The following is a 12711-nucleotide window of genomic DNA, read 5'->3' as shown; positions in this document are numbered from 1 at the left end:
AACGCGGTAACTCTGACAGTAGGACCGGCTTCAGCCGGGAAGCTTTAGATCTTGGGGCGACGGCGCCAGCAGCCGTCGCCTTTTTCCCAGTCTGATGAATGTCGCGCCGGCAAAAATCCAAAGCGTCACCCTCCGCGAAATCAGCCATTTACTTTGTTGCCGCACCCCCGCGCGATCTTTAGACTTACGCCTCATTTCAGCGAGAGCAGGTCGATGTCCACGGTCTTTCCCAAAGATTCTGTCGGTCTAGTCACGCCGCAAACGGCGCATTTCAATGAGCCGCTGGCCTTGGCCTGCGGTCGCTCGTTGCCTGCCTACGACCTCATCTACGAAACCTACGGTCAGCTCAACGCCGCCAAAAGCAACGCGGTGCTCATCTGCCACGCGCTGTCGGGTCATCACCACGCGGCGGGTTATCACAGCGTCGAAGACCGCAAGCCCGGCTGGTGGGACAGCTGCATCGGCCCCGGCAAACCCATCGACACCAACAGGTTCTTCGTCGTCAGCCTGAACAACCTCGGCGGCTGCAACGGCTCCACCGGCCCCAGCAGCCTCAACCCGGAAACCGGCAGGCCCTTCGGCGCCGACTTCCCGGTGTTGACGGTCGAAGACTGGGTGCACAGCCAGGCGCGTCTGGCCGACCGGCTGGGCGTCGATCAATGGGCCGCCATCGTCGGCGGCAGCCTGGGCGGCATGCAGGCGCTGCAATGGACGATCACCTACCCCGAGCGCGTGCGGCACTGTCTGGCGATTGCCTCCGCGCCCAAGTTGTCGGCGCAGAACATCGCGTTCAACGAAGTCGCGCGGCAGGCGATCCTGACGGACCCGGAATTCCACGGCGGCTCGTTTCAGGAACATGGCGTGATCCCCAAGCGCGGCCTGATGCTGGCGCGCATGGTCGGGCACATCACTTACCTGTCGGATGACTCGATGGGTGAGAAATTCGGCCGGGGCCTGAAGAACGAAAACCTCAACTACGACTTCCACAGTGTCGAGTTTCAGGTCGAGAGCTATCTGCGTTATCAGGGCGAGGAGTTTTCCGGGCGTTTCGACGCCAACACCTACCTGTTGATGACCAAAGCGCTGGACTACTTCGATCCGGCCGCCAACTTCAACGACAACCTCGCCGCCACCTTCGCCAATGCCAGCGCCAGGTTCTGCGTGATGTCGTTTACCACCGACTGGCGCTTCTCCCCGGCCCGCTCGCGGGAACTGGTCGATGCGCTGATGGCGGCGAAAAAGGACGTCTGTTATCTGGAAATCGATGCGCCCCAGGGCCACGACGCCTTCCTGATCCCGATCCCGCGCTACTTGCAGGCCTTCTCCAGCTACATGAACCGAATTGCACTCTGAGGACATCATGAGAGCCGACCTGGACATCATCCAAGACTGGATACCGGCTGGCAGCCGTGTGCTCGACCTCGGCTGCGGCGACGGCGAATTGCTGTCCTGGCTGCAGCAGCACAAACAAGTGACGGGCTATGGCCTGGAAAATGACGCCGACAACATCGCCCGCTGCGTAGCGCGGGGCGTCAACGTCATCGAACAGGATCTGGACAAGGGGCTGGGCAACTTCGCCAGCAACAGTTTCGATGTCGTGGTGATGACCCAGGCGCTTCAGGCCGTGCACTACCCGGACCGCATCCTCGATGAAATGCTGCGCGTGGGCCGACAGTGCATCATCACCTTCCCCAACTTCGGGCACTGGCGCTGCCGATGGTACCTGGCGAGCAAAGGGCGCATGCCGGTTTCCGAGTTCCTGCCGTACACGTGGTACAACACGCCGAACATCCACTTCTGCACCTTCGAAGATTTCGAAGAACTGTGCCGCGGTCGCTCGGCGAAGGTCATTGATCGGCTCGCGGTCGATCAACAGCACCGGCACGGCTGGGCCAGCAAGCTTTGGCCTAACCTGTTGGGTGAAATCGGCATCTATCGCGTCAGCAGCCCGGGCTTGCAGGACCATCAGATAGCCGTGTGACCGGTGCCGCAGGGCAGTAAAGCCCTGCCAGCCAGCGTTAGCACCCAAGTGAAGAAAGCGGGCGACAGCAACGCAACGGGCTCAGCTTCAATCAGCGGATTTAAACGCAGCAGTTTTCACGCAGCCGATTTATACGGACTCATCATGAATCTCACCCAGCTTGTACTGGCCAGCCATAACGCCGGCAAACTCAAAGAACTTCAGGCCATGCTCGGCGCCAGCGTACAGCTGCGCTCGATCGGCGAGTTCAGCACCGTGGAGCCCGAAGAAACCGGGCTGTCGTTCGTCGAGAACGCCATCCTCAAGGCGCGCAATGCCGCGCGCATTTCCGGCCTTCCGGCGCTGGCCGATGATTCCGGGCTGGCCGTTGATTATCTGGGCGGTGCGCCGGGCATCTACTCCGCGCGTTACGCTGACGGCCAGGGCGATGCGGCGAACAATGCCAAACTGCTGGATGCGCTCAAGGATGTCCCCACCGAACAACGCGGCGCCCAGTTCGTCTGCGTTCTGGCACTGGTACGCCACGCCGACGACCCGCTGCCAATTTTGTGCGAAGGCCTGTGGCACGGGCGCATCCTCACCGCCGCCAGCGGCGAACACGGCTTTGGTTATGACCCGCTGTTCTGGGTGCCGGAGCGCAACTGTTCAAGCGCCGAACTCACCCCGGCCGACAAGAACCAGATCAGCCACCGCGCCCGCGCGATGGCCATCCTGCGTCAGCGTCTGGGGCTGAGCCCTGATCAACAATGACTCAGGATTCCACGACCCGGCCGCTGATACTGGGCGCGGCCGGCTTCACTTCAGAGCAGCCGCGGGCTCCGCTCACCGAGCTTCCGCCGCTGTCGCTGTACATCCATATCCCGTGGTGCGTGCGCAAATGCCCGTACTGCGATTTCAACTCCCATACGGCAAGCCCGGTGTTGCCGGAGGACGAATACGTCGACGCGCTACTGGCCGATCTCGACCAGGACCTGCCCCACGTCTACGGCCGCGAGCTGAGCACAATCTTCTTCGGCGGTGGCACGCCCAGCCTCTTTAGCGCCGATGCGCTTGGCCGCTTGCTGCGCGGCGTGGAACAACGCATCCGCTTCGCCCCAGACATCGAGATCACGCTGGAAGCCAACCCCGGCACCTTCGAGCAGGTGAAATTCAGCGCCTATCGCGGCCTGGGCATCAATCGTCTTTCCATCGGCATCCAGAGTTTTCAGGAGGCCAAGCTCAAGGCGCTCGGGCGTATCCATAACGGTGATGAGGCCGTGCGTGCGGCGGACATGGCCCGTCAGGCGGGTTTCGACAACTTCAATCTGGACCTCATGCATGGCTTGCCGGATCAGTCCCAGGAAGACGCCCTCGGCGATCTGCGGCAGGCCATCGCCCTCGCACCGACGCACCTGTCCTGGTATCAGCTGACCCTCGAACCGAATACAGTCTTCTGGAATCAGCCGCCTACGCTGCCGGAAGACGACATCCTCTGGGATATTCAAGAGGCCGGTCAGACCCTCCTTCGGGAAAACGGCTACGGCCAATACGAAGTGTCGGCCTACGCGCAGCCGGGACGCGAAGCGCGGCATAACCTGAATTACTGGAGCTTCGGGGATTTCATCGGGATCGGCGCGGGTGCCCATGGCAAGCTCAGCCACCCGGACGGGCGCATCATTCGCACCTGGAAAACCCGGCTGCCCAAGGATTACCTCAATCCGGCCAAGGCCTATCAGGCTGGCGAAAAGCTGCTGCCACTGGATGAGATGCCGTTTGAATTTTTGATGAACGCCCTGCGCCTGACAAAAGGCGTGGACGCTGCGTTATTTCAGCGCCGCACCGGTCTAAGCGTCGATTCGCTTGCCAGCGCCCGCCTTGAGGCGGAACAACGCGGGTTGCTGGAGACCGATCCGTCACGGCTGGTGGCGACCGCTCGCGGCCAGTTATTCCTCAACGACCTGCTGCAGCACTTTCTTCTGTAAGGCTCAACACTAAGGACACTGAATGGAATTCGTACTCGACTTGCTGGCCACCGTGTCGCGCTGGAGTCGCAGCAATTTGTCGGAAATCGCCCTGGCACTGGTGGGCTGTCTGCTGATTCTGTTCGGAACTGACATTAAGGGCTGGATCGAAGGCCGCATCGGCGGCTTTGCCGGCGCCCTGCGCATTCCGATCATGGCGCTGCTCTGCACCGTCGGCAGTGGCGCTGCGCTGATTTACGCCACGCCGTGGGTCGTGCGCGCACTGAGCCAGTTCAACAACTACAGCCTGGCACCGGTACTGGTGGTAGTGCTGATGTTGATCGGGGTAGTGGCCGATCGGAAATAACCGACCGGAAATGCAAAAGCGCCCTTGCCCGCGATGGCGGGAAGGGCGCTCTCAAGAATCACACTCCGCGGTTGCCGAGTGCGATCAGCCCATCAGCGGATGCTCTGGATGCTGCCTTTGTTGCCGGTCACTTTCACGTTCACTTGCTTGAAGATGAAGTAATCGTTGACGGTGACTTCGTAACGCGGCGCCACGATCAGGTCGGAACCGGACGATTTGACGGCCTTGAACGCTGCGGCGGCCTTGGTGGAGGAGATCGGGTCCGGCAGAGGCAGGCCGATGCCGCCACCACCGCTCGCGCCGCCGTAGGTCACGCCGTCCGCAAACTGCGTGTCGCCGCCGATGTTCAACCAACCGAACAGAACATTGGTGGACGACTCGCCGCTGATGGCTTCACCGACTTTGACGTCAGCCTTCAGATCAGTCTTCACGTCGCCGGACAGCGAAGCGCTTGGCTGGCTGACGTTATAGCTGACACAGCCGCTGGTGGTCGCAATCAGCGTGGCGATCGCAGCCATTTGCCAAAACTTGTTCATCTTCATTCCTCGTCATCAATATTGATATATGCAACGGCGGGGACTATGAAGATCAGAACTGAAAATGGATGTCGGACGATTCTGAAGACCTTGTAGCCTTCTTAGGAAGAAATCGAAGGGTTCGTCATACAAGGCAAATAGCGGCTGAAATGTGCTGTGTAAACTCGTAAGCGGCCGCTATTGGGCCGCTCCTGGTCGAGAAGTGATCAGGCCAGCTTCTCGAACTTCAGATCCCAAACCCCGTGACCAAGGCGTTCGCCACGGCGCTCGAACTTGGTGATCGGACGTTCCGCAGGGCGCGGAACGCATTTGCCGTCTTCGGCCAGGTTGCGGTAACCCGGCGCCACGTTCATCACTTCCAGCATGTATTCGGCATAGGGTTCCCAGTCGGTCGCCATGTGCAGCACGCCGCCCGGCTTCAGCTTGGTGCGTACCAGCTCGGCAAATTCGGCCTGGACGATGCGGCGCTTGTGATGGCGCGACTTGTGCCAGGGATCCGGGAAGAACAGCATCAGCCGGTCCAGGCTGTTGTCAGCCACACAACGGTTGAGCACTTCGATCGCATCGCAATCGTAAACGCGCAGGTTGGTGAGCCCCTGGGTCAGCACGCCGTTGAGCAAAGCGCCAACGCCCGGACGGTGCACTTCCACGCCGATGAAGTCCTGCTCCGGCGCGGCGGCGGCCATTTCCAGCAGCGAGTGCCCCATGCCGAAGCCGATTTCGAGGGTGCGCGGGGCCGAACGGCCAAACACCTGATCAAAATCCACCGGGGCGTCCGCCAGCGGCAGCACGAACAGCTCCTTGCCCTGATCCAGGCCGCGCTGCTGGCCTTCGGTCATGCGACCGGCGCGCATCACGAAGCTCTTGATGCGCCGATGGTGGCTGTCATCGCGTTGGGCTTTGGTGTTTTCGTCGTTCATCACTTCATCGTCCGGAAGTGGGTCGGGCGTTTGCGAATCAATCATCAACAGGCTCTTACTTGATCAGACCATCCAGCGGCGAGGACGCGCTGGCATAGAGTTTCTTGGGCATACGGCCGGCCAGGTAGGCCATGCGTCCCGCCAGAATGGCGTGTTTCATGGCTTCGGCCATCAGCACCGGGTGTTGCGCGTGGGCGATGGCCGAGTTCATCAGCACCGCCTCACACCCCAGCTCCATGGCGATGGTGGCATCGGACGCGGTGCCGACACCGGCATCGACCAGCACCGGGACTTTCGATTCTTCGAGGATGATCTGCAGGTTGTACGGGTTGCAGATCCCCAGGCCAGTACCGATCAGGCCCGCAAGGGGCATCACCGCGCAGCAACCGATTTCGGCGAGCTGACGGGCGATGATCGGGTCATCGCTGGTGTAGACCATGACGTCGAAGCCGTCCCTGACCAGCGTTTCGGCGGCTTTTAAGGTTTCGATGACATTGGGGAACAGGGTTTTCTGATCAGCGAGGACTTCCAGTTTGACTAGATTGTGGCCATCGAGCAGCTCGCGGGCCAGGCGGCAGGTGCGCACGGCTTCGATGGCGTCGTAGCAACCGGCGGTGTTCGGCAGGATGGTGTAGCGGTCCGGCGGCAGCACGTCGAGCAGGTTCGGTTCGCCCGGATTCTGGCCCAGGTTGGTCCGGCGCACGGCAACGGTGACGATCTCGGCGCCCGAGGCTTCGATGGCCAGTCGGGTCTGTTCCATGTCCGTGTACTTGCCAGTGCCGACCAGCAGGCGCGACTGAAAAGTACGACCGGCCACGGTGAACGGCTTGTCGCTGCGAACGTTGCTCATCTGAAATCCTCTTTACGGTTGAGGTTCTTGCAGTGCTTGCGGATCAGGCCGGCGGCACATCGAAGGCCTAGCCGCCACCGATGGCGTGCACCACTTCGACCTGATCGCCTTCGGTCAGCGTCGTGGCGGCATGCTGGCTGCGCGGGACGATGTCCAGATTGAGCTCGACGGCGACTCGGCGCCCGGTCAGATCCAGACGTGTGAGCAGTCCCGCGACGGTTTCGCCGTCGGGCAGCTCAAAGGATTCACCGTTCAACTGAATGCGCATGCGAGGGGCAGCCATCATTTTAGGGGGCGAGCATTCTAGCCCGATCGGCCGGTATGACCAAGGCAAAGCCACGCCATTCGTCTCAGGCGTGGCCTATGGTCGCTGCGCGCTCGACAGAAGCGCGTGCAGGCGGGGTTAAAGTGTGTCAAGACCAAGGCGCCATGCCGTCCAGCCAAGAATGGCCCAGCCGAGCAGGAAAAACAGGCCGCCGATGGGGGTGATGATGCCCAGCTTGGTCGCGCCGGTCAGCGTCATCAGGTAGAGGCTGCCGGAGAACAGGATGATGCCCAGGGTAAAGGAAATCCCCGCGTAGGTGACGAGCCGGCCCTGGATCTGCATCGCCAGCAGTGCCACGCCAAAAATCGCCAGCGCGTGAATCAGCTGGTAGAGCACGCCGGTGTGGAAGACCGCCAGGTACTCGGGTGTCAAACGGTTTCTCAGGCCGTGGGCAGCGAACGCGCCAAGGGCGACGCCGGTGAATCCGAAGAAGGAGGCCAGCATCAGAAAGGTTCGTAACATGTACAACTCCAGGCAAGTTCAATGACGCGTGGTCTGTATAATGGCCCGCTCAAACGCTTCGGCCAAGCCATCTCTATGCTGCAATTACTTCTCCGTCGTGTCGCCAAAGGCCTGCTCTGGTTCGCAGCGACGAGTGTCGTGCTGGTGCTGATTTTCCGTTGGGTCCCTCCTCCGTTTACCGCCTTGATGGTCGAGCGCAAAATTGAATCCTGGTTCGACGGTCAGCCTATTGACCTGCAGCGCGACTGGGAGTCATGGGACAACATCTCCGATGACCTGAAAATCGCCGTCATCGCTGGCGAGGACCAGAAGTTCGCCGAGCACTGGGGTTTCGATATCGACGCCATTCAGGCTGCACTGGTTCATAACGAACGCGGCGGTTCCCTGCGCGGGGCCAGTACGCTGAGCCAGCAGGTGTCGAAAAACCTGTTTCTGTGGTCGGGCCGCAGTTACTTTCGCAAGGGTCTTGAAGCCTGGTTCACCGGGCTGATCGAGGTGTTCTGGTCCAAGCAGCGCATTCTTGAGGTTTACCTGAACAGCGTCGAATGGGACGACGGCGTCTTCGGCGCCCAGGCCGCCGCGCAGCATCACTTTCATGTGAATGCGAGCCAGCTTTCGACGCAACAGGCGAGTTATCTGGCCGCCGTCCTGCCCAACCCAAGGGAATGGAGCGCCAGCCACCCGAGCAGCTACGTTTCACGCCGCGCAGGCTGGATCCGCCAGCAGATGCGCCAGTTGGGTGGGGATGAGTATTTGATGGGGTTGAATCACAGCCGGAGGTGGTGAGCCCAAGTCTGGCTTTATGGCTTTCGTAGGACTGGGTTTAAGCTTTCGTAGGACCGGCTTTAGCCGGGAACGCGTCACACGTCACGCCGCAAGCCTGATCGTGCTTAACCCGGCCTCTTCCCGGCTGAAGCCGGTCCTACTAAGACGGAGCCACAAACAAAAACGCCCCGATCATCTCGGGGCGTTTTACGTTACGGCGTACTGATCAAGCAGCGATCGACAGCTTCAACTTGTTCATCGCGCTCTTTTCCAGCTGACGAATGCGCTCGGCTGAGACGTTGTACTTCTCGGCCAGGTCGTGCAGCGTTGCTTTCTCTTCCGCCAGCCAGCGCTGATACAGAATGTCGCGGCTGCGGTCGTCGAGCACGTTCAGCGCTTCGTGCAGGTTGGCCGTCGAGCTGTCAGTCCAGTCAGAATCTTCCAGCTGACGCGCCGGATCGTAACGATGGTCTTCCAGGTAGTTGGCCGGCGACTGGAAGGCGCTGTCGTCGTCGGCTTCTGCCGCTGGGTCGAACGCCATGTCGTGGCCGGTCAAACGGCTTTCCATCTCACGCACTTCGCGTGGCTCAACACCGAGGCTTTCAGCAACACGATGCACTTCCTCGTTGTTCAGCCAGGCCAGACGCTTCTTCTGGCTACGCAGGTTGAAGAACAGTTTGCGCTGAGCCTTGGTGGTCGCGACCTTCACGATGCGCCAGTTGCGCAGGATGAACTCGTGAATTTCGGCCTTGATCCAGTGCACCGCAAAGGACACCAAACGCACACCCATCTCGGGGTTGAAGCGCTTCACGGCCTTCATCAGGCCAACGTTACCTTCCTGAATCAGGTCAGCCTGAGCCAGTCCATAACCGGAATAACTGCGTGCGATATGCACGACAAATCGCAGGTGGGCGAGCACCATCTGCCGAGCCGCCCCCAAATCCTGCTCGTAATAGAGACTCTCGGCCAGTTCACGCTCCTGCTCAGGCGTCAGCAGTGGAATGCTGTTTACCGTGTGCACATAGGCTTCCAGGTTCGCACCCGGGACTAAGGCATAGGCAGGTTGCAAAGAATTGGTCATACGAAAAACCTCCGACACATAACTCGTGCAGTTCAGCACTGCGAAATTGACCGGGAACCGCTAGACAAGTTCCCTGAGCTGAAAAGTCAATAGGTGAAACAAAATTTACTAACGATGTAGCCACTCAACACTAACGAGGCGCCAACTCTCTCAAATGGCGTGCCACTGCAATCCACGCACCGATATACCCCAACAGCACCGCTCCAAGCAAGAGCGACACACCGTCGGACACTGGCACGCCGGCAAGGGCAAAATTGCTGCCGTAGAGTCCGGCCAGCCGGACCACCGCTTCGTTCAACCAGTCTAGCCCGAAAGCCAGAACACCCCAGGAAAGAACCCCGGCACCCAGCCCGTACAAAGCACCCATATAAAGGAAGGGCCGGCGGACGTAACTGTCCGTACCGCCTACTAACTTGATGACCTCGATTTCCGTACGACGGTTCTCGATGTGCAGACGAATGGTGTTACCGATGACCAACAGCAGCGCTGCGACCAACAGCACGGTCAGGCCGAACACGAACCGGTCACCCAGTTTGAGGATCGCCGCCAACCGCTCGACCCAGACCAGGTCAAGCTGGGCCTGCTGCACTTTAGGCAGCTCGGCCAGATGCGTACGTAATGCTTCCAGCGCGGCTTTGTCAACTTCCAACGGTGTAACCAGCACAACACCGGGCAGCGGGTTTTCAGGCAGCTCCTTCAGCGCCTCGCCCAGACCGGACTGCTGCTGGAACTCGTTCAGTGCCTCATCGCGGCTGATGTATTCGGCATCGGCGACGCCGCCCATTTCCTTGATTTGACGGACAAGGCCCTCGCCTTCACTCGGCGAAGCATCCAGTTGCAGGTACAGCGATATCTGCGCCGCACGCTGCCAGGATCCGCCCAAACGCTCGACATTGCTCAGCAACAACGACAAGCCCATGGGCAAACTCAGCGCAATGGCCATCACCAGACAGGTAAAAAAGCTGCCAATGGGCTGCTTGCCGAGACGGCGCAGACTGTCCAGCAGGCTTGAGCGGTGGGCTTCGATCCAGGCGTTGAACAACTCGCCGAAACTCGGGCCATCGTCGTCATCGCGTTTCTTTTTCTTTTGCGGCGCCGGGTCTGAAGCTTTGGGCGCTACGCGTTCGGACACCTTGGGACTGCGAGTGGCACTCATACGCCAGCCTCCCCGTCGCCGATCAGTCGACCGCGTTGCAACGTCAGCATCCGATGGCGCATCCGCGCGATCAGTGCCAGGTCATGGCTCGCAATCAGCACGCTGGTGCCCAGACGGTTGATGTCCTCGAAGACGCCCATGATTTCAGCTGCCAGACGCGGGTCAAGGTTACCGGTGGGTTCGTCCGCCAGCAGCAGGGCCGGGCGGTGAACGATGGCGCGCGCGATGCCGACGCGCTGTTGCTGACCGGTGGACAAGTCGCCCGGGTACAGCTCGGCTTTGTCCGACAACGCAACGCGCTCAAGGGCCGAATCGACGCGCTTGACCACTTCGGTCTTGGACAGGCCTAGGATCTGCAACGGCAGCGCGACGTTATTGAACACCGTGCGATCAAACAGCAACTGGTGGTTTTGAAACACGACGCCGATCTGCCGACGCAGAAAAGGAATCTGCGCGGTGCTGATCTGGCCCAGGTCCTGACCCGCCAGCAACAGCTTGCCGGTGGTGGGACGTTCCATCGCCAACAGCAGGCGCAGCAAGGTACTTTTGCCCGCGCCGGAGTGACCGGTCACAAACAGAAATTCGCCACGACGTACTCGAAAGCTCAGCTCATGCAAGCCGACGTGTCCGTTCGGATAGCGTTTACCGACCTGTTCGAAACGAATCATGGGCGCTCCCGCTCGGCGAATAAGGCTTGGACGAACGGCTCGGCTTCGAAAGTGCGCAGATCGTCGATGCCTTCACCGACACCGATGTAGCGAATCGGCAGGCCGAACTGCTTGGCCAGGGCGAAGATCACGCCGCCCTTGGCCGTGCCGTCGAGCTTGGTCAGCGCAAGGCCGGTGAGCTGGACGGTCTGGTTGAACTGTTTGGCCTGGTTGATCGCGTTCTGGCCCGTGCCGGCGTCCAGCACCAGAAGGACTTCGTGAGGCGCGTCGGCATCGAGCTTGCCGATCACGCGGCGAACCTTCTTCAACTCTTCCATCAGGTTGTCTTTGGTGTGCAGGCGGCCCGCCGTGTCGGCGATCAGCACATCAATACCGCGTGCCTTGGCGGCCTGAACGGCATCAAAAATCACCGAAGCGGAATCAGCGCCCGTATGTTGCGCAATGACCGGGATCTTGTTGCGCTCGCCCCAGACCTGCAGCTGCTCAACGGCTGCGGCGCGGAAGGTGTCGCCCGCCGCCAGCATGACCTTCTTGCCTTCAAGCTGAAGCTTCTTGGCGAGCTTGCCGATGGTGGTGGTTTTACCCGCGCCGTTGACGCCAACAACCAGAATCACGAAAGGCTTGTGCTGCGAAGTGATGACCAGCGGAGCTTCCACCGGCTTGAGCATTTCAGTCAGCTCGGCCTGCAGCGACTTGTACAACGCGTCGCTGTCGGTGAGCTGCTTGCGCGCCACTTTCTGCGTCAAGTTGCGCACGATCGCCGAAGTTGCTTCCACACCGACGTCTGCGGTCAACAGCCGGGTTTCCAGCTCGTCGAGCATGTCGTCGTCAATGGCCTTTTTGCCGAGGAACAGGCTGGCCATCCCTTCGCCCAGGCTGGCGCTGGTTTTCGACAGGCCCTGCTTCAGGCGCGCGAAGAAACCAGGCTGCTTGGGCTCGGTGGTTCCTTCAAACGGCACAGGTGGCACGCTGGTTTCAAGGACGGGCACGGCAGCTGCGGCTGGAACCATCGGTGCTGTCGTCAACGGCGGCGTCAGCGACGGGAGATCATTGCCAGACACCGGATCAGGCAGCGCGACCGGGGTCGGCTCGATAGACGGAGCCACTTCGAACGAAGTGGTGTCACTGACCGCCGGTTGAGCGGGAACTTCAGCCAAGGGAGCGGCTGCGGATTCCACGTTGGACTCGGTGTGAACCGGGATGGGCGGCGTTACGTGAGGCTCGCGCTCATCGGTGAAAGCCACTGGCTCTTCAGCAACAGGCAGATGAAGCCAAGGACCGTCGACCGGGGCCGAAAGCGCTTCAGTCGTCGCTGTTTGTGGCACGGGCTGCGACGTGGGTTGCGGCGCGCGCTCGGCCGGGATGACCGGGGCGTTAATCTGCTCAGCAACAGTCGGCGCCTGATCGGGCACGGATTCTGGCGCGGGTGCGGGGGCATTCTGAGGCGGTTCTGGAGTGGCTTCCTGCGGCTTTTTGCGCAGCCATCCGAACAGGCCTTTCTTCTCGCCAGCCGGGGCTGGGGTCTTCTTGTCGTCGTTGGAACCAAACATGGAGGACGGCTATCTCACGGTAACGACGCGCCAGAGCGGCGCCTCTGAAAAATTCTGTATGCGAAACAGACTGTAATCGAGCCCGCTTGTTCAGCCAGAGCCCTTCCGTT

Annotated in this window: 15 protein-coding genes; 6 read left to right on the top strand and 9 right to left on the bottom strand. The window is 60.7% G+C overall.

Features of this window, described 5'->3' with window-relative positions; all coding sequences use genetic code 11:
• The first annotated feature begins 213 nt into the window (after positions 1-213).
• The 5 genes from QWI20_RS18355 (at position 214) to QWI20_RS18335 (ending at position 4288) form a co-directional block, all read left to right on the top strand.
• Positions 214-1353 (top strand): homoserine O-acetyltransferase, encoded by a 1140-nt coding sequence (locus tag QWI20_RS18355; protein ID WP_369306644.1) that lies wholly within the window; start codon positions 214-216, stop codon positions 1351-1353.
• 7 nt (positions 1354-1360) lie between these two features.
• On the top strand, positions 1361-1981 hold the full coding sequence (metW, locus tag QWI20_RS18350) for a methionine biosynthesis protein MetW (RefSeq protein ID WP_192172983.1): 621 nt from the start codon (positions 1361-1363) through the stop codon (positions 1979-1981).
• A 141-nt stretch (positions 1982-2122) separates the two neighbouring features.
• Entirely contained in the window at positions 2123-2731 is a 609-nt protein-coding gene (gene rdgB, locus QWI20_RS18345; RefSeq protein ID WP_369306668.1) for an RdgB/HAM1 family non-canonical purine NTP pyrophosphatase, read from the top strand.
• Positions 2728-3942: a radical SAM family heme chaperone HemW gene (hemW, locus tag QWI20_RS18340; RefSeq protein WP_369306643.1), complete on the top strand. Its 1215-nt coding sequence runs from the start codon at positions 2728-2730 to the stop codon at positions 3940-3942. The genes rdgB and hemW overlap by 4 nt, the downstream gene beginning before the upstream one ends.
• 22 nt (positions 3943-3964) lie before the next feature.
• A complete protein-coding gene (locus tag QWI20_RS18335; RefSeq protein ID WP_369306642.1) occupies positions 3965-4288 on the top strand; it encodes a DUF3392 domain-containing protein in 324 nt (107 codons plus the stop codon).
• 92 nt (positions 4289-4380) lie between these two features.
• Here QWI20_RS18335 and QWI20_RS18330 read toward each other — a convergent pair whose 3' ends face one another.
• The 5 genes from QWI20_RS18330 to QWI20_RS18310 all read right to left on the bottom strand — a co-directional run bounded on the left by QWI20_RS18330 (position 4381) and on the right by QWI20_RS18310 (position 7381).
• Positions 4381-4824 carry a hypothetical protein gene (locus tag QWI20_RS18330; protein ID WP_074892395.1) on the bottom strand — a complete coding sequence of 148 codons (444 nt, stop codon included), beginning with the start codon at positions 4822-4824 and terminating at the stop codon, positions 4381-4383.
• 206 nt (positions 4825-5030) lie between these two features.
• Complete coding sequence (gene trmB, locus QWI20_RS18325; protein ID WP_369306667.1) at positions 5031-5744, bottom strand: tRNA (guanosine(46)-N7)-methyltransferase TrmB; 714 nt, start codon at positions 5742-5744, stop codon at positions 5031-5033.
• 55 nt (positions 5745-5799) lie between these two features.
• On the bottom strand, positions 5800-6594 hold the full coding sequence (locus QWI20_RS18320) for a thiazole synthase (protein WP_074892362.1): 795 nt from the start codon (positions 6592-6594) through the stop codon (positions 5800-5802).
• 67 nt (positions 6595-6661) lie between these two features.
• Positions 6662-6862, bottom strand: coding sequence for a sulfur carrier protein ThiS (gene thiS, locus QWI20_RS18315; protein WP_192172987.1), 201 nt, complete (start codon positions 6860-6862; stop codon positions 6662-6664).
• A 135-nt stretch (positions 6863-6997) separates the two neighbouring features.
• The gene (locus QWI20_RS18310; protein ID WP_369306641.1) at positions 6998-7381 is read right to left on the bottom strand and encodes a DUF423 domain-containing protein; all 384 of its coding nucleotides are present in this window, start codon (positions 7379-7381) and stop codon (positions 6998-7000) included.
• Positions 7382-7456: 75 nt separating this feature from the next.
• Here QWI20_RS18310 and mtgA point away from each other — a divergent pair, with 75 nt between their 5' ends.
• On the top strand, positions 7457-8167 hold the full coding sequence (gene mtgA / locus QWI20_RS18305; RefSeq protein WP_369306640.1) for a monofunctional biosynthetic peptidoglycan transglycosylase: 711 nt from the start codon (positions 7457-7459) through the stop codon (positions 8165-8167).
• Positions 8168-8372: 205 nt separating this feature from the next.
• On the opposite strand, the gene rpoH is transcribed toward mtgA, so the two are convergent.
• The 4 genes from rpoH to ftsY form a co-directional block, all read right to left on the bottom strand.
• Positions 8373-9227 (bottom strand): RNA polymerase sigma factor RpoH, encoded by an 855-nt coding sequence (rpoH, locus tag QWI20_RS18300; RefSeq protein WP_065991120.1) that lies wholly within the window; start codon positions 9225-9227, stop codon positions 8373-8375.
• A gap of 130 nt (positions 9228-9357) precedes the next feature.
• Positions 9358-10383 (bottom strand): permease-like cell division protein FtsX, encoded by a 1026-nt coding sequence (gene ftsX / locus QWI20_RS18295; protein WP_369306639.1) that lies wholly within the window; start codon positions 10381-10383, stop codon positions 9358-9360.
• The gene (gene ftsE / locus QWI20_RS18290; RefSeq protein ID WP_037018829.1) at positions 10380-11051 is read right to left on the bottom strand and encodes a cell division ATP-binding protein FtsE; all 672 of its coding nucleotides are present in this window, start codon (positions 11049-11051) and stop codon (positions 10380-10382) included. Before ftsE ends, ftsX begins: the two co-directional genes overlap by 4 nt.
• Positions 11048-12601, bottom strand: a complete 1554-nt coding sequence (gene ftsY / locus QWI20_RS18285) for a signal recognition particle-docking protein FtsY (RefSeq protein ID WP_369306638.1) — start codon at positions 12599-12601, stop codon at positions 11048-11050. Before ftsY ends, ftsE begins: the two co-directional genes overlap by 4 nt.
• Between the last annotated feature and the right edge of the window lie 110 nt (positions 12602-12711).

This window comes from Pseudomonas sp. W2-17, from assembly GCF_041060445.1.
Taxonomy (GTDB): Bacteria; Pseudomonadota; Gammaproteobacteria; order Pseudomonadales; family Pseudomonadaceae; genus Aquipseudomonas.
This window is presented reverse-complemented; position numbering and strand designations above follow the sequence as displayed.

What these genes read in the sequence shown, in the direction of transcription:
- QWI20_RS18355 (WP_369306644.1), top strand. Translation starts at nt 214, where the DNA reads ATGTCCACGGTCTTTCCCAAAGATTCTGTCGGTCTAGTCACGCCGCAA.
- metW (WP_192172983.1), top strand. Translation starts at nt 1,361, where the DNA reads ATGAGAGCCGACCTGGACATCATCCAAGACTGGATACCGGCTGGCAGC.
- hemW (WP_369306643.1), top strand. Translation starts at nt 2,728, where the DNA reads ATGACTCAGGATTCCACGACCCGGCCGCTGATACTGGGCGCGGCCGGC.
- QWI20_RS18335 (WP_369306642.1), top strand. Translation starts at nt 3,965, where the DNA reads ATGGAATTCGTACTCGACTTGCTGGCCACCGTGTCGCGCTGGAGTCGC.
- QWI20_RS18330 (WP_074892395.1), bottom strand. Translation starts at nt 4,824, where the DNA reads ATGAACAAGTTTTGGCAAATGGCTGCGATCGCCACGCTGATTGCGACC.
- trmB (WP_369306667.1), bottom strand. Translation starts at nt 5,744, where the DNA reads ATGAACGACGAAAACACCAAAGCCCAACGCGATGACAGCCACCATCGG.
- QWI20_RS18320 (WP_074892362.1), bottom strand. Translation starts at nt 6,594, where the DNA reads ATGAGCAACGTTCGCAGCGACAAGCCGTTCACCGTGGCCGGTCGTACT.
- thiS (WP_192172987.1), bottom strand. Translation starts at nt 6,862, where the DNA reads ATGCGCATTCAGTTGAACGGTGAATCCTTTGAGCTGCCCGACGGCGAA.
- QWI20_RS18310 (WP_369306641.1), bottom strand. Translation starts at nt 7,381, where the DNA reads ATGTTACGAACCTTTCTGATGCTGGCCTCCTTCTTCGGATTCACCGGC.
- mtgA (WP_369306640.1), top strand. Translation starts at nt 7,457, where the DNA reads ATGCTGCAATTACTTCTCCGTCGTGTCGCCAAAGGCCTGCTCTGGTTC.
- rpoH (WP_065991120.1), bottom strand. Translation starts at nt 9,227, where the DNA reads ATGACCAATTCTTTGCAACCTGCCTATGCCTTAGTCCCGGGTGCGAAC.
- ftsX (WP_369306639.1), bottom strand. Translation starts at nt 10,383, where the DNA reads ATGAGTGCCACTCGCAGTCCCAAGGTGTCCGAACGCGTAGCGCCCAAA.
- ftsE (WP_037018829.1), bottom strand. Translation starts at nt 11,051, where the DNA reads ATGATTCGTTTCGAACAGGTCGGTAAACGCTATCCGAACGGACACGTC.
- ftsY (WP_369306638.1), bottom strand. Translation starts at nt 12,601, where the DNA reads ATGTTTGGTTCCAACGACGACAAGAAGACCCCAGCCCCGGCTGGCGAG.